The organism is Brevibacillus ruminantium, assembly GCF_023746555.1.
In the GTDB taxonomy this organism is placed as follows: Bacteria; Bacillota; Bacilli; order Brevibacillales; family Brevibacillaceae; genus Brevibacillus; species Brevibacillus ruminantium.
Window position 1 is genome coordinate 35,690 of the sequence record NZ_CP098755.1, and the last position, 15,930, is coordinate 51,619.

24 protein-coding genes are annotated in these 15,930 nt (G+C 48.9%); 12 read left to right on the plus strand and 12 right to left on the minus strand.

The annotated features are described in order from the left end of the window. Nucleotides 1-257 precede the first annotated feature (257 nt). From NDK47_RS00145 to NDK47_RS00165, 5 genes are all read left to right on the plus strand, one after another. Nucleotides 258-557 carry an aspartyl-phosphate phosphatase Spo0E family protein gene (locus tag NDK47_RS00145; protein ID WP_251872917.1) on the plus strand — a complete coding sequence of 100 codons (300 nt, stop codon included), beginning with the start codon at nucleotides 258-260 and terminating at the stop codon, nucleotides 555-557. 232 nt (nucleotides 558-789) lie between these two features. Further along, nucleotides 790-1,020, plus strand: a complete 231-nt coding sequence (locus NDK47_RS00150) for a hypothetical protein (protein ID WP_251872918.1) — start codon at nucleotides 790-792, stop codon at nucleotides 1,018-1,020. A 233-nt stretch (nucleotides 1,021-1,253) separates the two neighbouring features. Continuing rightward, the gene (locus NDK47_RS00155; RefSeq protein ID WP_251872919.1) at nucleotides 1,254-1,835 is read left to right on the plus strand and encodes a sigma-70 family RNA polymerase sigma factor; all 582 of its coding nucleotides are present in this window, start codon (nucleotides 1,254-1,256) and stop codon (nucleotides 1,833-1,835) included. After that, nucleotides 1,828-2,682, plus strand: coding sequence for a hypothetical protein (locus NDK47_RS00160; protein WP_251872920.1), 855 nt, complete (start codon nucleotides 1,828-1,830; stop codon nucleotides 2,680-2,682). Before NDK47_RS00155 ends, NDK47_RS00160 begins: the two co-directional genes overlap by 8 nt. Before the next feature lie 249 nt (nucleotides 2,683-2,931). Next, complete coding sequence (locus NDK47_RS00165) at nucleotides 2,932-3,681, plus strand: stalk domain-containing protein (protein ID WP_251872921.1); 750 nt, start codon at nucleotides 2,932-2,934, stop codon at nucleotides 3,679-3,681. Nucleotides 3,682-3,864: 183 nt separating this feature from the next. Here the strand turns inward: NDK47_RS00165 and NDK47_RS00170 are convergent, their stop codons facing one another. Further along, nucleotides 3,865-4,110 (minus strand): AbrB/MazE/SpoVT family DNA-binding domain-containing protein, encoded by a 246-nt coding sequence (locus NDK47_RS00170; protein WP_251872922.1) that lies wholly within the window; start codon nucleotides 4,108-4,110, stop codon nucleotides 3,865-3,867. 251 nt (nucleotides 4,111-4,361) lie between these two features. Here NDK47_RS00170 and NDK47_RS00175 point away from each other — a divergent pair, with 251 nt between their 5' ends. Both NDK47_RS00175 and NDK47_RS00180 read left to right on the plus strand, forming a co-directional pair. Then, a complete protein-coding gene (locus tag NDK47_RS00175; protein ID WP_251872923.1) occupies nucleotides 4,362-4,661 on the plus strand; it encodes an aspartyl-phosphate phosphatase Spo0E family protein in 300 nt (99 codons plus the stop codon). 239 nt (nucleotides 4,662-4,900) lie between these two features. Beyond that, nucleotides 4,901-5,119 (plus strand): WYL domain-containing protein, encoded by a 219-nt coding sequence (locus NDK47_RS00180; RefSeq protein WP_251872924.1) that lies wholly within the window; start codon nucleotides 4,901-4,903, stop codon nucleotides 5,117-5,119. Nucleotides 5,120-5,143: 24 nt separating this feature from the next. Here NDK47_RS00180 and NDK47_RS00185 read toward each other — a convergent pair whose 3' ends face one another. The 4 genes from NDK47_RS00185 to NDK47_RS00200 all read right to left on the minus strand — a co-directional run bounded on the left by NDK47_RS00185 (nucleotide 5,144) and on the right by NDK47_RS00200 (nucleotide 7,330). Beyond that, complete coding sequence (locus NDK47_RS00185; protein WP_407653420.1) at nucleotides 5,144-5,506, minus strand: L,D-transpeptidase; 363 nt, start codon at nucleotides 5,504-5,506, stop codon at nucleotides 5,144-5,146. 190 nt (nucleotides 5,507-5,696) lie between these two features. Beyond that, nucleotides 5,697-6,452 carry a delta-lactam-biosynthetic de-N-acetylase gene (gene pdaA, locus NDK47_RS00190; protein ID WP_251872926.1) on the minus strand — a complete coding sequence of 252 codons (756 nt, stop codon included), beginning with the start codon at nucleotides 6,450-6,452 and terminating at the stop codon, nucleotides 5,697-5,699. Nucleotides 6,453-6,600: 148 nt separating this feature from the next. Continuing rightward, on the minus strand, nucleotides 6,601-6,753 hold the full coding sequence (locus tag NDK47_RS00195; RefSeq protein WP_251872927.1) for a hypothetical protein: 153 nt from the start codon (nucleotides 6,751-6,753) through the stop codon (nucleotides 6,601-6,603). A 151-nt stretch (nucleotides 6,754-6,904) separates the two neighbouring features. Then, nucleotides 6,905-7,330: a DoxX family protein gene (locus NDK47_RS00200; RefSeq protein ID WP_251872928.1), complete on the minus strand. Its 426-nt coding sequence runs from the start codon at nucleotides 7,328-7,330 to the stop codon at nucleotides 6,905-6,907. 138 nt (nucleotides 7,331-7,468) lie between these two features. Here NDK47_RS00200 and NDK47_RS00205 point away from each other — a divergent pair, with 138 nt between their 5' ends. After that, entirely contained in the window at nucleotides 7,469-7,801 is a 333-nt protein-coding gene (locus NDK47_RS00205; protein ID WP_251872929.1) for a winged helix-turn-helix transcriptional regulator, read from the plus strand. Between the two features lie 115 nt (nucleotides 7,802-7,916). Here NDK47_RS00205 and NDK47_RS00210 read toward each other — a convergent pair whose 3' ends face one another. Then, nucleotides 7,917-8,270, minus strand: a complete 354-nt coding sequence (locus NDK47_RS00210; RefSeq protein WP_251872930.1) for a helix-turn-helix domain-containing protein — start codon at nucleotides 8,268-8,270, stop codon at nucleotides 7,917-7,919. A 166-nt stretch (nucleotides 8,271-8,436) separates the two neighbouring features. On the opposite strand from NDK47_RS00210, the gene NDK47_RS00215 reads away from it, so the two are divergent. Together NDK47_RS00215 and NDK47_RS00220 are read left to right on the plus strand one after the other, a co-directional pair. Continuing rightward, on the plus strand, nucleotides 8,437-8,655 hold the full coding sequence (locus NDK47_RS00215) for a helix-turn-helix domain-containing protein (RefSeq protein WP_251872931.1): 219 nt from the start codon (nucleotides 8,437-8,439) through the stop codon (nucleotides 8,653-8,655). A gap of 61 nt (nucleotides 8,656-8,716) precedes the next feature. Next, nucleotides 8,717-8,896, plus strand: a complete 180-nt coding sequence (locus tag NDK47_RS00220; RefSeq protein ID WP_251872932.1) for a hypothetical protein — start codon at nucleotides 8,717-8,719, stop codon at nucleotides 8,894-8,896. A gap of 205 nt (nucleotides 8,897-9,101) precedes the next feature. Here NDK47_RS00220 and NDK47_RS00225 read toward each other — a convergent pair whose 3' ends face one another. The 6 genes from NDK47_RS00225 to NDK47_RS00250 form a co-directional block, all read right to left on the minus strand. Further along, nucleotides 9,102-10,025, minus strand: coding sequence for a DUF7916 family protein (locus NDK47_RS00225; RefSeq protein WP_251872933.1), 924 nt, complete (start codon nucleotides 10,023-10,025; stop codon nucleotides 9,102-9,104). Nucleotides 10,026-10,044: 19 nt separating this feature from the next. Continuing rightward, nucleotides 10,045-11,484, minus strand: coding sequence for an N-acetylglucosamine-specific PTS transporter subunit IIBC (gene nagE, locus NDK47_RS00230; protein WP_251872934.1), 1,440 nt, complete (start codon nucleotides 11,482-11,484; stop codon nucleotides 10,045-10,047). Nucleotides 11,485-11,712: 228 nt separating this feature from the next. Beyond that, nucleotides 11,713-11,973 carry an HPr family phosphocarrier protein gene (locus tag NDK47_RS00235; RefSeq protein WP_251872935.1) on the minus strand — a complete coding sequence of 87 codons (261 nt, stop codon included), beginning with the start codon at nucleotides 11,971-11,973 and terminating at the stop codon, nucleotides 11,713-11,715. After that, nucleotides 11,970-12,479 (minus strand): PTS sugar transporter subunit IIA, encoded by a 510-nt coding sequence (locus NDK47_RS00240; protein WP_251872936.1) that lies wholly within the window; start codon nucleotides 12,477-12,479, stop codon nucleotides 11,970-11,972. The genes NDK47_RS00235 and NDK47_RS00240 overlap by 4 nt, the downstream gene beginning before the upstream one ends. A gap of 143 nt (nucleotides 12,480-12,622) precedes the next feature. Further along, entirely contained in the window at nucleotides 12,623-13,486 is an 864-nt protein-coding gene (glcT, locus tag NDK47_RS00245; RefSeq protein ID WP_251872937.1) for a glucose PTS transporter transcription antiterminator GlcT, read from the minus strand. Between the two features lie 313 nt (nucleotides 13,487-13,799). Further along, nucleotides 13,800-14,300: a ribonuclease H-like YkuK family protein gene (locus NDK47_RS00250; protein WP_251872938.1), complete on the minus strand. Its 501-nt coding sequence runs from the start codon at nucleotides 14,298-14,300 to the stop codon at nucleotides 13,800-13,802. A gap of 152 nt (nucleotides 14,301-14,452) precedes the next feature. Between NDK47_RS00250 and NDK47_RS00255 the strand changes: the two genes are divergently transcribed. After that, complete coding sequence (locus NDK47_RS00255; protein ID WP_251872939.1) at nucleotides 14,453-15,052, plus strand: nitroreductase family protein; 600 nt, start codon at nucleotides 14,453-14,455, stop codon at nucleotides 15,050-15,052. Between the two features lie 131 nt (nucleotides 15,053-15,183). After that, nucleotides 15,184-15,636: a tRNA adenosine(34) deaminase TadA gene (gene tadA, locus NDK47_RS00260; RefSeq protein ID WP_251875894.1), complete on the plus strand. Its 453-nt coding sequence runs from the start codon at nucleotides 15,184-15,186 to the stop codon at nucleotides 15,634-15,636. Nucleotides 15,637-15,930: the final 294 nt, after the last annotated feature.

The following is a 15,930-nucleotide window of genomic DNA, read 5'->3' on the forward strand; positions in this document are numbered from 1 at the left end:
TGCTAACCCACAAACGGTGACGATCTATACTCATGGAATGGGTGGTTGATAAAAGTCAGTATCCTTATAAAAGAATGGACAATGGGGCTATTCCGAAAGTCTAACATAGACTTAGGAAATGCCCCTTTTCTTTGTTTATCGGAAATATACCAAAAAAGATATTTCCTGTTATTTTGAATAGGGTAAATTTGGGAGATGGCTGTATAGTTATATTTGTACATCAATTACATAAAAAGGGAAATATGGAGACCTGAGCTGTGAAGAAGAAAATAAAAAAGGTTGATTCTCCCAAACGTATCCTGAAAAAAGAAACATCAAGAGCGGAATACATCGTTCCAAAAAATAAAGGCAAGGATCAAGAAATAAAACAGGGATTAAAAAAACGATATGAGAAAGCGGAATTGAGCAAGATTATTGAAAAATTACGAGGACAATTAGTCCTATTAGCAAAAGAGGAGGGTCTATCTAGCAATGAAGTTGTAGAATTAAGTCAGCAACTCGATAAGTATATTGTTTTATTCCAGAGTAGGATGCATGAAAAATCTGTAGATAAGTAAAAGCAGAAGAAAGTTTGAAGGAACCGGACGCTGTATGGCGCTGTCGGTTCTTTTTTTGTATCGTGATGTTGCAGGAGTTCGTCAAAATGAACAGGAACAATGGAACAACCTAGCACAAACTACCCCCAATGCCATACACGAAACCACCGCGAAACCAGGGCTTTTTTCGTATCATTCTTATGCGAACACACTCCGATAAAATAGGTGAACCCATGAAGGAGCGTGTTTGTCCGTGATATCCCCGACATTTTACTTCAAAGTACCCTGGCGAAAGGCAACGTCGATCCGCCGTGAATTAGCGAGAATCCCGGAAGAGATTCCGCACAGGCTGTCGTCATTTTCTACCGGTGAAATTGCGTTTATGTTTCCCGACCTGCCTGTTCACCAGTATGTTCGTGTCATCCGTATTTTCGGATCGAACGGTATCGAATTGATGATTTCGGAGAACGAGCAAATCATATAGCAGTGAGCGTTTGTAATAAGCCTTTGGGATTCCCAGACAAACCAGCCAGGCGCCATATCCTTTAAAACGATATCCTTTCGGTAAAAGGCATACCCTCCGGCGGAGAAATCCGGGAGGGTTTTTCGGCATGGAAACAATAATTTCGAAGCGTTTTGTTAATGCTTTTCGCAAAACACCGTATTAACATATGTAAATTTCCTTGATAGGACTGATGAATGAAAGGAGGAGGGGAGTTGGAGAGCGCTCGAGTAACTATGGAAATTTACCACAATAGAAAAGACAGGCTCCATGAGGACATTTTATCCGCAGATCAATTTTCTCAGTTATACGAACTGTACTTCGACCGCGTTTACAAGTATATCTGCTATCGGATTCACGATCAGTACGAAGCGGAAGACATCTGCAGCCAAGTTTTTGAAACGGTCATTTCCAAATACCACAGCTTCTCAGCGGAAAAAGCCAAATTTGATGTATGGCTGTTTGCGATTGTCAGAAATACGGTCACAGATTACTATCGCACCCGGAAAAAAAGATTCCATTTTTCACTGGATTCCATTACCGAGCTGATCCTGCCTAAGCCATCTCCCGAAGAGCTGGCCATTCGGGAGGATGATCATCAGGTATTGTTTCAAGCATTGGCAAAGCTGCGTGATAAAGAACGCAATATCATCGCAATGAAATACGCGGCCGGTCTGAAAAACGCTGAGATTGCCGTGCTCATGGGTGTAAGCGAGTCCAACATCGGTGTTGTGGTCTACAGGAGTTTAAAAAAGTTACAAAAAATCTTGGAGGCAGGTAGGTTCAGGGATGAGTGAAAAACATGATCCGAAAGCATATAAAGACGTCGTGGATCTCCTTGAAAATACGGAGACCGATAACACCTTGGCCAAAGAGCGGATTTACAAGCGTCTGGTAAACAAAATCGAGACGGGAAACATTCAACCTCAACATACAAAAAAGGATGGGATCACGATGATGAAAAGAAAATGGAAAACAGCCGCTGCGGCTGTGGCTGCGGTAGTTCTCATTGGCGGTGCGCTTTCGACGACCTCATACGCGCAAGAAATGATTCAATCGATTTTGGCACGTTTTCAGGTGGGCAATATGGAAATTGTCCAATATGACAAGGAACTGCCGGTTCCCGGAGCGAACGCATCCGCTGGACAGGATAGAGGAGCGGAATCCGGTGTGGTTGAATTGCCGGCAAGTCCCAAACTGACACTGCAAGAAGCTCGCTCCGCAATCGGCATGAATTTCCCGGCACCCTCCTGGGTAGCTGACTTTGAATACGTCAACACGGTCATTCACGGTAAAACCATGGTGGAAGCACAATACAAGCAAGGCGAAAAAACGGTTAATTTCCTGATCTCTCAGGGTGGTGAAAATGGCATCGGAACCACGGGCCCGGTCAAAACAGAGGTGATTGATGGAACTAAGGTCTATTTCGCGAACGGTATTGTCATCTGGGAGGAGAAAGGATTCACAGTAGAAATGTACGCACGGGATGATTTTGACACTGTCACACTAGGCAAAATCATCAACAGCTTTGCGGTGGGGGAACCGTTGACACAAGAGGAAATCGACAAAGCGAAAGCAAACTGGGACAGCACGGTTCAGACAGAAAAAGCTGGTCCCGCGCCTGCCCCCGCTGGTAACAATTGATGGGCGCTTGTCAGGAATCCTTTTGGAAAAGGCTTTGATATCATACAAAAGACACTCTCAATTTGAGGGTGTTTTTTTTGTTTCAAATGAATGGAGTAACAAGATGGCGAGGAAATTGAGTGGGGTCTGCGATTCGCAAAAAAAATGACAATTGGGGATGATTGGGAGAATAATACGACTAAAAGCAACAATTTTTGAGATTGCTTCGTTAAATGGATAGGAGCAACTACGTAGAGGAGTGAGACCATCTTGCATATTTCAAAAAGAGTGTTGATCGGAAGCTTGGCAGGAGCGTTATTGTTCACAGGAGGAATGCTGGCTGGAAGCAATAGCGCCGTTGCCAAAAAAGCAGCGGAATCGATTCGGGTCAACTTTGCCAATATCAAGCTCATCGCCAACGGCAAAGAGATTCAGAACAAGGCAGAGCCATTTACATACAATGGCAACGTGTATGTTCCGGCCGCTACCATTGCCAATATGTTTGGAATTGCTCAAACATGGGATAACAGTACGCCTGCGGTCCGTTTTGAAAGTGCTGACCGGGTAGCCAGCGCACCGCAGTATGCTGGAATGCAGGGGCAGCAGAATTACCCCCATCCTTTGGATTATGTATATGCGCTGCGTCCCAAGTTCGAAAAGGTTGTGAATATCGTAAATAACAAAGAACTTGTCATTCCGAAAATGGAAAACGACGGGACCTTGACCCCCATCTCACGGATGGTTCACGCAGACATGTTTTATATGTTAGAAACCAATTCCCAAGGGACATTCATTAACGGGTATCAGATTGACAAGGTGAAAATTGAAATATCGAAGTTATTTTCCCGCAAGATCGAACCGGTTACAGGCAGCCTTTCTTTCAACGAGGAAACTCGGGAATTCACCGAGAAAATGTTAAATCTAGACAGCAATAACAATCTCAAGCTTGTCGGAATAAAAATATACGGCATTAGCGATGAAAACGTGATCACCAAGAAGCATGAGTTGCTTACTCAGTAAGACAACGTTTGAATGGCTTTGAATGGGATACACAACGAAAGATATTGCGATTAGCAGCCCTCGGAATTTCCGGGGGTTTGTTTTTGGCCCAAAACAAAGAAAGGCCGCACCGTGAACGCTGGAAGCGGACACAATGCATGCCTATCTAAGCGGTTTTTCCTCTTGGAACCGGGCAGCCCTGGATCAGTCGATTCCTTTCGCTTCGCTCGTACAGTTCGAGCACACCAGCTTGCCTTTGAAGTAGGTTGTCATACCGGCGCTGCCGCAAAACACACAAGCAGGCTCGTACTTTTTCAAGATGATTTGCTCTCCGTCCACATAGATTTCGAGTGGATCTTTTATGTTGATATTAAAGATGTCCCGAAGCTCCTTTGGCAGAACAATACGTCCCAACTCATCCACTTTCCGCACAACTCCAGTAGCTTTCACGTCACAAATCCCCTTCGCAATTTTTGTAATATTATACCATGAATTTGGAAAAGAGAAGGGAGGAAAAGGGTTTCTTTGGCTATCTTTTGATCACAATGTGACCCAAGTCATGGTATTCTCTCATGTGGAATCATTCTAGAGGAAAATGATTAGGTACATACGACTATTCCATTTTTCGCAGTCGGGCGGTTTTGGGATATCGAGGTATAGTTATAATTGTACTATTTTGTAAGAAAAAGGGGGTGGGGCTCATGGTAGCAATTTTAAGTGATAAAGAGGTTCCTCTCTCTTACCTCGTCCAAGGAATGTCTCCAGGGGGAGCGCTGCATGCAACTCAAACCAAGTACGGTACAGAGCTGGCAGTTCAGCCCGGAGACACCCTTTTTCAAACGGTGGAGGACTTGAGACGACAACTTGTTCTGTTGGTCCAAGAAACAGGGAGTTTTACGAATGAGTCAGTAGTAAAATTAAGTCAGCTCCTGGACCAGCATGTGTATGAAATACAGTTGCGAAAATATAAGCATATAGAGAAGAATCTTTGTTCTTCATAAGACATATATCTCCTTCTTATTTTACGACTTGCTCCGGTGTTCGCAAGCTCAATGCATCGGAGGGATTCGTCAAAATCGGACATTTGTCAAAAGCTCTACTGCCTTTTGTTTTGGGCAAGTAGAGCTTTTTTGTTATTACCCGTTTGTATTGTGTGCCAGACAGGAGCACCATTTTATTTGCATGTTCGCATGTTGTTCGCATATAATAAGAACAAACGTTCCTGTTCAGGGGTGCTGACATGATTAATGAAATGAAGAAATACCTGTCTGCGGGTCAGTTGGTGGAGATCATCTACCAGGACCGATCCGGAAAAATCAGTAAGCGCACACTGCGCCTGCAAGCGATCATCGGCTCGAAGATTAAAGCATATTGCCTGACACGACGGGCGCCACGTGTTTTCGATATAGAGAATATCCTGGCTGTGTCTCCAGCAGGAATCGTCAAAAAAAGCGGTTGATACCCGGCCGGTGCGTTGACGAGGTTAATTCTGCCTGATTTTGACGGGCGTACCGATGGGCACTAATCTGGCCAGGGTATTTACGTCCTGGTTGTACATTCGTATGCATCCGTGTGACACATAGTGGCCGATCGATGCCGGGTTGTTCGTACCGTGAATGCCATAGTGGGGTTTGCTAAGCCCCAGCCAATAGGTGCCAAAAACAGAAAGCGGGCCCCCCGGATAGGAATTAGGGTACGGAACCTTGCTGATGATCGTAAAGTCGCCGTGAGGGGTAGAGGTGGCCAGCTTCCCCAGGCCGACCGGGAAAGAGCGGACCAGTCGATTGCCGTCATACAGGTCCAGGCGCAGCGCGTTGATTGAGATGCGTATCTGGTAGGACGGTATGAAAAGCACCTCCCTTGAAGTCTGTAGGGAACCGTTATTCTCTATACCATCCTATGCGCCGAAGCCCGAGCGGGTCCCCGGAAAGGCAGCTGCGAAAAGCCCTCCCATTTACACAGCAAAAACCTGCCGACCTATCTGACGGCAGGTTCCTCAGGTTCTATTGTCGGAGCCGGCCAGCAGCCTCACTAAGCTAAGGGGTCACGAGCGGGGGAACAGGCCGGAGCTGATCGAGAGCTTTGAATTCATAGCCTTGTTTGCGTGCTGCATCAATAATACTGCCCAAAGCGTCGGCATTGTCCTTGGAAACGGAATGAAGCAGGATTACCGCACCGGGATGGAGCTGGGCCGTCACGTTGTCGTAAGCGTACTTCCAGCCTCTTTGCGTCTTCGTATCCCAGTCCTTGTAGGCAATCGACCAGAAAACATTGGTATAGCCCAAGTCTTTGCTAACGGCCAGTGTCCGCTCGCTGAAAATTCCCCGAGGCGGACGCAAAAACTGCATCTCCTTTTGCCCGGTTACCTGGGTGACGGCTTCTTTTACCTTGTCCAGCTCTTCTTTAATCTTGGGATTGGCTACTTTGGTCATATCGGGATGGCTCCAGGAATGATTACCGATCAGATGTCCCTCGGCACGCATCCGTTTCAGCAATTCTGGCTGATCCTTCACATAATGACCGGTCACAAAAAAAATAGCTGGTACCTTTTTTTCCTTCAACGTATCGAGAATGCGGGCGGTGTACCCATTTTCATAGCCATTGTCAAACGTAAGAAACAGCTCTTTTTTGGAGGTATCTCCCGTAAAAATAGCGCCGTGTTTATCAATAATGTTCTTAAAGCCCTCTTGGTCAATCGAGGGAAGCTGCCCGCCTTTGCTCTTTTTAAACCCGAAATGGTGGGGAACCTCCTGGTAGGCAGCCGCTTGCAGGGTAAACAGAGACAAGAGCAAGACAAAAACGGTGAGTATCGATATGCGTTTCAGAGTAAAGCCCTCCTGATGGATTGGATGTGTGGTTCATCTCGCTATGCTCAAACAGTTTCTGCAGCAACCTCAAACGGTTTCTCCAGCAACTCTATGTAAGGACGAAAGGGACGACCTAGTCCTCCTGCCAAGGAACAGGATGAGGACGGGGGAGAGGATACAGCTCGTCTGACGGCAATCTTCTCACTTTTCGCTTGTCGGTCGAACCCACGGGCACTTTGGTTTCCGTATGAAAAATGATTTCACTCCGATTTTGTTGATCAGACATCGAGAACTCACCTCCTTCTCGTTACTAGCATGTGTCGGGAAGCCAAAGAACATGCCAGATTAGAAAGAGATTGTCCAATAACTCTCACGAAAAAAACGAATGCCCCGTTAATCCCCGGGAGCATTCGGTTTTTACCTGATAAAACAAGGATTTACTTGTGGGTGCGAGCCTTGCTTGCAAATACGTGATCAAGCGAAAAGGCAGAACGCTTGGCAAGAACCAGAAGCAGCAGCATCGCCAGAAGCAGGAGCTCCAGTTCATAGCCGGGACCGCTCTCTCCGCCCAAAAAGCCATTAGCAATCTTTACCTTGAATGTAGCCACGGCGATGACGACGGCCAATAATGCAGCCCAGACCCGGGTCCCTGCCCCGAGAATCAAGCCGATGCCGCCAATCAGCTCCACAAACGCAACTGCGTAGGCCAAAAAACCGGGAATGCCCATGCTTGCAAACCAACCAGCTACTTGATCAAGCCCCATCTGAAATTTGGACAATCCGTGCAAGACAAATGATATCCCGACAACCACACGCACCAGCAAGAGTCCCCACTCCGTGCGTCGATCGAATGAACTTTCCATAAAAGCTACCTCCCGAAATATACAATTAGTAATCTAATTACTTATAGTAAGTTAGTTTACATTAATAATCTTATTCCGTCAATCCTTTGAAGGAATAGAAAAAGAGCGGTATACTGGAAATGAATCGAGGTGATGACAATGAAGCAGTCCTCTCTCTGTCCGAAGTTTGAAAAAGGTATGCAGCTCCTGGGGAAGCGCTGGACGGGTTTGATTCTGCATCAACTGCTTTTGGGCCCCCAGCGATTTTGTGCGATTGAAGAGGCGCTTCCCATCAGCGGAAGACTATTGTCTGAGCGTTTGAAGGATTTGGAAAAGGAAGGAATGGTACATCGACATGTGTACACCGATTCCGCGCCAATCCGGGTAGAGTATTCGCTTACGGAAAAGGGGCAAGCCCTTAAACCGGTTCTTCTGGGGATTGAGCAATGGTCTCAGACGTGGATGGAGCTGGATGATCATACATCGCTGTGATGTCGTTGCCAATTTTCTACACGATAAATAAGGTGCTGGATCGAATCGTCCAGCACCTTTTCTCATTCCTTTTTCATTACGCAAGCGGTATCCCCAGGCAAAAGCGTACGCTCTCTTATTTTTCGGGATGAAGAGCTTTCCACTTGAGGTAGGCAATATGCTTTTTCACTTCTTCTATTTCTGCGTCTGTAAGCCCCTCTACATCCAGGTACGAGGCATGTTCTTCTGATATCGTCACTTTCTTTGTCCAATACGGAGCAGGGTTGTCCGTTTTTCCCAGCAAAAAGTCGGTTGTCACCTCAAAGACGTCTGCCGCTTTGGATATCAGGTAGTTATCCACGCTTTTCTTCTCCCCTGACTCAATCCGGGACAGTACGGTATTATGGATGCCCAGCTTCTCGGCCAATTGGATTTGGGACCATTTGCATCTTTCCCGCAGGTATTTAATCCGTTGACCGACAATTGACATACCACCCACAACCTTTCGATTTATGCAACTATATTCTACCAATTTTCCATTATGGAAAACAGTTTTTTGTCGAAATGACAAGGTTGTACTTGACTTTGCTGAATATGAAAAGGTAATATATGGATGAGATCAATTTGCTAAATTGGCAAATAGAGGGGGTTTTCCGTTGGAGAGGATAAACCTGAAGTTCATCGCGCGAAGGAGGATCGAAATCGGCATTACGTTAAAAGAGATGGCGGAATCGCTGGGATTTAAAAACGCATCGACGTACCTGAAATACGAAAAGGGGGATTATGATTTCAAGGCAAATCATCTCCCCATACTGGCACGCAAACTGAATTGTCAGCTTCGCGATTTGTTCATTTGTCTATATTTGCTGTTATAACAAAGAGAAAATGGAATGGTATCAATCATGTAGTCAATGATGTCGCGAGGGGTGGAAAGAGGTGAATGTTCAAGAAGCCAATCGAAGACAGCTAGAAATATGGAAAAGAACGATTGCCTATGAGCTCGGTATGATGGCACCGAAAAGTGTGCCGGCCTGCAACGAATTTCTCCAGCGTCTGGAGCGGTTTGAAAAGCAGGTTGAAGAAAAGGAGCAGATGGCCGAAACGTGGATCAGGTAGAAGGAGTTACTGAAAGAATCACCAGCTAACAAAAGCTGTGGCAGATGCGCTGGAATTTGGTTTGAACTGAATAGCGCGAACAGAGCAAACAGAGCGAAACAGAGCGAATAGAAAAAGGCGGTTCTCTCAGAAGAACCGCTTTAAAAAACAATCACATGTCAATTTGTAATCCTGTTAGTCATTTGAAACAAAGACCTGTCTGTTTCTAACGGATAACCGACGAGGCCATGCGGACATACGTGTGGCGCTTGCCCCGGACGGTTATGGAGTAATGCATGATATTTTCCGGGATCGCAATCCCGCTGTACCCGGCATCTCCGATGTGATACAGATCGGCGCCGGCCATTTTGCTGTGAAGGGCGATTTGACGAATGGTCGCTTCATCGGAGCCTTCCTGACTGGTTCCCGTCGCCAACAGAGCCATAGCCCCTTGTGCATGGACCAGATCCACCAGCTTTTTGGCGACATCCAGTGTGATACCGGGAATGGTGCCGGGAGAAGGAAGCAGGATGATATCCGCTCCTGCTTCCGCAAAGCGTTGAATCGCCTCCTCTGCCACCAGACAACCACCCGTTTCTCCTTCTACACCAGCCCCATGCATTTTCCCCGCGATCACCAGCATTTCTGCGCCCATCACTGCACGGGCGGTACGGATCGCTCCCTCAATTTCGCTGTTGGTCACCCCTGTTTTGGGATTCCCGGTCAGACAGACAAAATCAAAGCCCAACTGTTTCGCCAGCGAAAAGGTTTCCGCAGTAGCCAGTCTGCCCGGCGGGAGCACGGAAAGCTCTTCCGCTTGTCTGGCGTGCGGATCAACCGGTTCCAGATTGAGTCCAACCGGTCTGCCAGTCAGCCGTTTTAGCAGGTGCACTACTTCCTTCGGCCGGCAGTCCGGCAGCCCTTTTATGCAAGGAGATTGTACGTCAAAGAAATTGAGCAGGATCATGTCCGCGCCAAAAGCTGCAGCCAGCTCCGCATTGGTCACGCTGGGATAGAGGGGCGGGGTGGCGCTGATGACTTCGGCTATCAGGCTGCGTCCCTCGGATGCTTTGATCGCTTGTTTCAAATCCTGCCCGGTCATCTGCGCAAAGTCAGATGCCGTGCAATCCAGTAATCGCTTGCTGACCATGATTCCCGTCCTTTCTGGTCTACAGTTTGTTGATCTCGTCTTTTAACGCCTCCGACTGTGTCCCAAACACCACCTGTACACTGCCTTGACCCAGCTTGATTACCCCGGCTGCTCCCAGCTCCCGCAGCCCTTTTTCATTGATCCCTTTGTCATTCTTCAGAACCAGACGGAGACGGGTGATGCAGGCGTCTACGCTGACCACGTTTTCCTTGCCGCCGATGCAGGCCAGCACATTCCGCGCCTTCTCCTGAATGCTGGTGTTGGCCGATGCGGTTTCATGCTCTTCGTCGTCATCCTCCCGACCCAGCGTTTTCAGATTGAACTTTACGATGATGATGCGGAACAGGACGTAGTAAACGATGGCAAAGCAAAGACCGACAGGAATGATGAGCAGTGCGTTGGTAGAGAAGTGATAATTGACGAGATAGTCGATGAGACCGGCTGAAAAACTGAAGCCGTGCTTGATACCGAGGGATGTCACGATCACGCCGGAGATTCCTGTCAAGAGGGCGTGAACCACATAGAGGATTGGTGCGGCAAACATGAAGGCAAATTCGAGCGGCTCCGTAATTCCCGTGAGGATAGAGGAAAGAGCAGCGGCCATGAAGACAGAAGCAATCAATTTCCGTTTTCCCGGCTTGGCGGTGTGAATCATCGCCAGAGCGGCACCCGGCAAGGCAAACATCATGATCGGGAAGAAGCCAGCCATAAACATCCCGGCGGAGGGATCACCGGCAAAGAATCGGTGCAAATCGCCATGAACGACGTTGCCTGCCGCATCGGTATACGAGCCGATCTGAAACCAGGCGATGGCGTTCAGCACGTGGTGAAGTCCGAGCGGGATGAGCAGCCGGTTAAAGAACAGAAAGATTCCGGAGCCAATCGCTCCCAGGCTGACCACCCAGTTTCCGAAAGCATCCAGTACTTCTTGAATGGGAGCCCAGACCATGCCGATTACAAAAGCAATGACGACCATGCTCAGAGAGGTAACGATCGGAACAAACCGTTTTCCGCTAAAGAATCCCAGCCATTCAGGCATTTTCACATCGTGATACTTGTTATAGCAGTAGGCAGCCACGCCTCCCGCCAGAATCCCGCCAAACACTCCCATCTTCAGTACGACGTTGTCATCAATGAATGGCATAGCCGCCGGCACCCTTGCCAAAATCGCCAACAGTACGTGATAGGCCATAACAGCTGCCAGAGCGGCAACCGCATCGCGGGCCAGACCAATGGCGACGCCTACGGCGAAAATCAACGCGAGGTTATCGAGGATCGCCAAGCCGCCTGCCAGTAAAAAGGGTGCGACGTACTGATTGAGGAAGCCGCCTAATGCCGCCCCGAGCGGGATGTTCTTTTCGTAATCCAGAAGACCGAAGGAAACCAACAGGGCGGCAGCCGGAAGTGTCGCGACCGGGAGCATGAGCGCTTTCCCGATCCGTTGCAAAAAAGCCAGCATAACAAAACCTCCTTTTCCATCTTGTTTGATCTATCAGATCGCTGCCCGCCGGTAGGATGAATGAGGGATGGAAAAAGACAATCGGTAGCGGGAGCAGCATGTCTGACCAAAGATAGAAAACAACAAGCCCGTTTCGTTTGTGCAGGACGTGTTCGCAAATGATTTGAAATGCTTCGATTATTGGAAGGGATTTGAGATGCTTCGACTATGGAGTTGCCTATGTTCCGCCTACGACTCTTCAAACAATTCCCGAATCGCCTCGGACACTTGCGCCTCATCGGGTCCGTCAATTTCAATCAAAAGCTGATCTCCTTGAACCGTACCCAGCGTCATAATGCCCAGGATGCTTCTTGCGTCGACCCGCTTTTGATCCTGCTTGCGAATCAGGAATACTTTTGACTGTGATTGGGCGACACAATTGACGAGGAGGGCAGCCGGACGTGCATGCAGTCCGCCCTCCGCTTTGATGATGACCTCAAACTGGATCATGATGAGCCTCCTTTGACCACGACTTTTAACAGTGATTCCTGTCCTGCCTGTACATGGGCGGGAGCCACAATCATTTGTTGCATCACCAGCTCCATGTTTGTAATGACAATCGGGGTAACGATCGGGCAACCGGCTTTTCGCAGAACCTCCAGGTCAAAGGAAATCAGCTTGTCGCCGGCGTTTACTTTGTCCCCTTTGCCTACATGGGCGGTAAATCCGCTTCCTTTCAATTTGACTGTATCGATTCCGATGTGAAGCAAAATTTCCAAGCCGCTTTCGCTCGTCAGGGCTATGGCGTGATAGGTTGGGAACAGGTGAGTGACGGTCCCGTTCAGGGGAGACAGCAGCAGACCTTCGCTGGGCAAAATGGCAACGCCGTCCCCCGCCACCCTTTGGGCAAAGACGGGATCAGGTACTTTTTCCAAAGGAATGACCTGGCCTGTCAGCGGGGCGAGGAGCGTCAATTCTTGCTGCTGTTTTTTCCGGGAAAAGAAACTGCGTAACATAGGCGCCTCCTTTTCTAGATGGAAGTACGAAAAAAGCATGAACGGACCAAGATACAGCAGCCTTTCGTGTGCTGTACCGTTTTCTCCGCTCATGCCTAGTCGAACTAGTAACACGCTGAATGATGATGAAGTTGTAAAAAGCCTTATTCGGGCGGCTGATTGGTCAGCCGGAATACGTGCATGGCCATGTAGCCGATCTCATCCTCCGGTACGATCACATCCAGCTTGGTTGCGATATGCCCGGCAAGCTCCTCTGCCAGCCGGTAGGACTCGGGGATCGATCCCTTGACGCGGTCCAGCAGCGGATGGTGGATCGATTTTTGCTGGCGGATACGCTCACAGGCAAATCGCAAATGTGTGATCAGTCGAACATAGTCCACTGTACTGCGCTCCACTGCTTTGCCGATCCGTTGTTCGATCAGCCCGACAAGCTCCTTTAACAGATTGGTAAATCTGACCGCTTTGCTCACCGGCGTGTAGCTGACAGCAGAATGAATATGCAGGGCCAAAAATCCGATTTCGCTTTCGGGAATTTCCAGGGAAAACGAGTCTCTGATCATCTCAGCCGCCCGTTTGGCTAGCGCAAATTCCTTGTTGTACAGCGTTTGAATCTCAAAGAGGAACGGGTTGACGATTTCCATGCCGTTTTTCAGGCGATAGATGGCGAACTGGATGTGATCAGGCAGGGCGACATGGACGTGCTCGTTCAACGTGGGTGTAATTTCCTTCGCAATCAGGGCAATGATCTCTTCCGCGATACCGACAATTGCCGGGTCCACCTGATTCAAAACCGTCTGGTATTGCTGTTGGTGACTCTCATTTTCCAAGCGGAATCGCTTTTCGACGCGAGCGTCATAGGGAAAAATCATGTTTCCTGCTTTTGCTCCAAAGCCGATCCCCTTTCCAAACAGGACAATCTCTTGGCAAGAGACCGGATCTTTGGCCATCAGAACATTGTGATTGAAAACCCGTGTGATCGTGTGCGGGACATCCTGTTCGCGAGACAACCTCCACCACCTGCCTTGTCTAACAAAAAGAGCCGAAAAAACCTTTTTTAGAAAAAAAGATCTCTTCGGCTCGTGCCTGCTTTACCAGTAACACGCCATTATGAAAGCGCTTAAATTTACCCTAATGATAAGTCAGGGAAAAGGGGATGTCAATGGATTTCGAAACTGCTTTTTGGCCCATATCGAGGAAGGAATGAAACGGCATCAAAACGAATATGACAAAGAAAGGAAGCAAACCAAAGCACCGGGCAGGGTTCCCGCGAACAAAAAATGCGGAACGCACGAGCGCGATCCGCAAGGCTGACCCAACCGGCTATTTGGTGAATTTGTCGGCGATGGTCGAGGCGCAGAATGAATGCGGCTTGATCTCTGCCCGAAAATGGTTGGTTTCTGCTAGGCTGAGCAGCGAATGGATAAACTTGCGAGTAGGACCGTTTTTTCCAATGTCAAAATGGAGCCGTATCGGGATGTCGATCTCGTGTTCATGCAAATATTGCCGCAGCTCAGTAGCCAGCCCTACTGCATACATCGCCTCTTGGAAGATGCGCTGCTGCAGGGAGGGATAGCGTCGCTCCTGAAATTTGTGGTAAAAAAACATACCGCCGCGGCCTTGCCGGATCAGTGTAATGACGATTGCAAAAAACGTCCCCCTGCTGCGCAGTTGGGAATCTGCTCCCACAATCAACTCATAGCTATCGTTACTGGTGGCTACCGTTTGCTCAATGTTGGAAAAAACATCGGCCTTGTCCAAAAGCCCTCGCGATGGACTGTGAAATCGTTCGAACATATCGGGGCTTTCATCGGTTAATCCCACTCACATCCCCCCTCGGGTGAGCTTAGATGACAATCACGCTGCTTACACTGTTAATGTATGTAATCAGGCGGAGAGTATGTGAGTGGCGATAGACAAAACTGTTCCTGCTAAAACCATGATCAATCCAACACTACATTCGGGAGGTTGAAAGCATGACCAAAAGTTATTTGCCTCAGGTAGAAGAGCATCGTACAGCCGCATACGAGATCGATCCTGTTTTTCTGAACAGATGGTCTCCTCGTTCTTATAAGGAGGATCAAATAGCAGATGAGGTGCTGTTTAGTCTGTTTGAAGCGGCACGCTGGGCACCCTCCGGAAGCAATGAGCAGCCGTGGAGGTTTATGATTGCGCGTACGCCGGAGGACAAGCAGCGTTTTTATTCCTTTATTGCGGAGGGAAATCGCATCTGGTGTGAAAAAGCACCCGTGCTTGCGCTGATTTTGTCCAAAACCATCAATAGCCGGGGCGATCATTTGCGCTCGCATGCATTTGATGCGGGGGCAGCTTGGGGCTATCTGGCGCTGGAAGCCACGAAAAAAGGCTTGGTTACCCATGCCATGGGCGGCTTTGACCCGGAAAAAGCGCGTGAGGTGCTGAGTGTCCCTGCTGACTATGAGCTGCATGCCGTCATTGCGATTGGTTACCAAGGGGAGAAGGAAGCCCTGCCGGAAGCGTTGCAGGAGAGGGAGAAGCCATCCAGCCGCCGGGAGTTGTCCGAAACCGTCTTTGAGGGAGTTTTTGAAGCAAAGTGAACGTAGAGAATAAGAAAGAGTGGTTAAATCAGCAAGATCAGCAGAAGCAGCACCCGCAAGACAGGCAAGACCCACAAGATCCACAAGTCCCGCAAGACTTGCCCGATCAGGAAGCCATTCATGAAAGATACATGAGAGCGGCGATGGAAGAGGCCCAAAAAGCGGCTGCGCTGGGTGAAGTGCCGATTGGGGCGGTGATTGTACGAAACGGAGAAATCGTGGGGCGCGGGTACAACCTGCGAGAGACAAAGAAGGACCCGACCCTGCATGCAGAGATGATCGCGATCCGCGAGGCAAGTGCCCGTCTCGGCGGCTGGCGGCTGATCGGGTGTACGCTCTACGTTACGCTGGAGCCTTGCCCCATGTGTGCTGGGGCGCTCGTCCAAAGCCGGGTGGAACAGGTCGTTTTCGGGGCAAGCGATCCCAAAGCAGGCTGTGCCGGCACCTTGATGAATCTGCTTCATGAGGAACGCTTCAACCATCAGGTTCCGGTGATCCCGGGAGTACTGGCCGACGAATGCGGTCAACTGCTGAAAGATTTTTTTCGCGGATTGCGCAAGAAGAAAGAGCCCGCTCAAGATTGAGCCGGGCTCTCCTTTTGGTGCGCCCAGCATGGGCGATAGCTATAGGGTGGAAGTCCCGAACGGGGGGTGGCTGTCCCAACCGTTAGCTCAAGGCAAGGGTGTCGACCGTGAGGTCGAATCTGAAGGAAGCCAGCGGCAAAATCCCGACCTGAGGTACACGAACCCAATTTGAGGCTGTTGTATTCGGGCGAGTCTGCTAAACAAGACAAAGCCCCATACAGCCAAGGGATACAGCAGTAAACTTGGGCAGGTACATGGGATGAAAGTTATCGTTCTTACCTGGGGAGGTCTGCA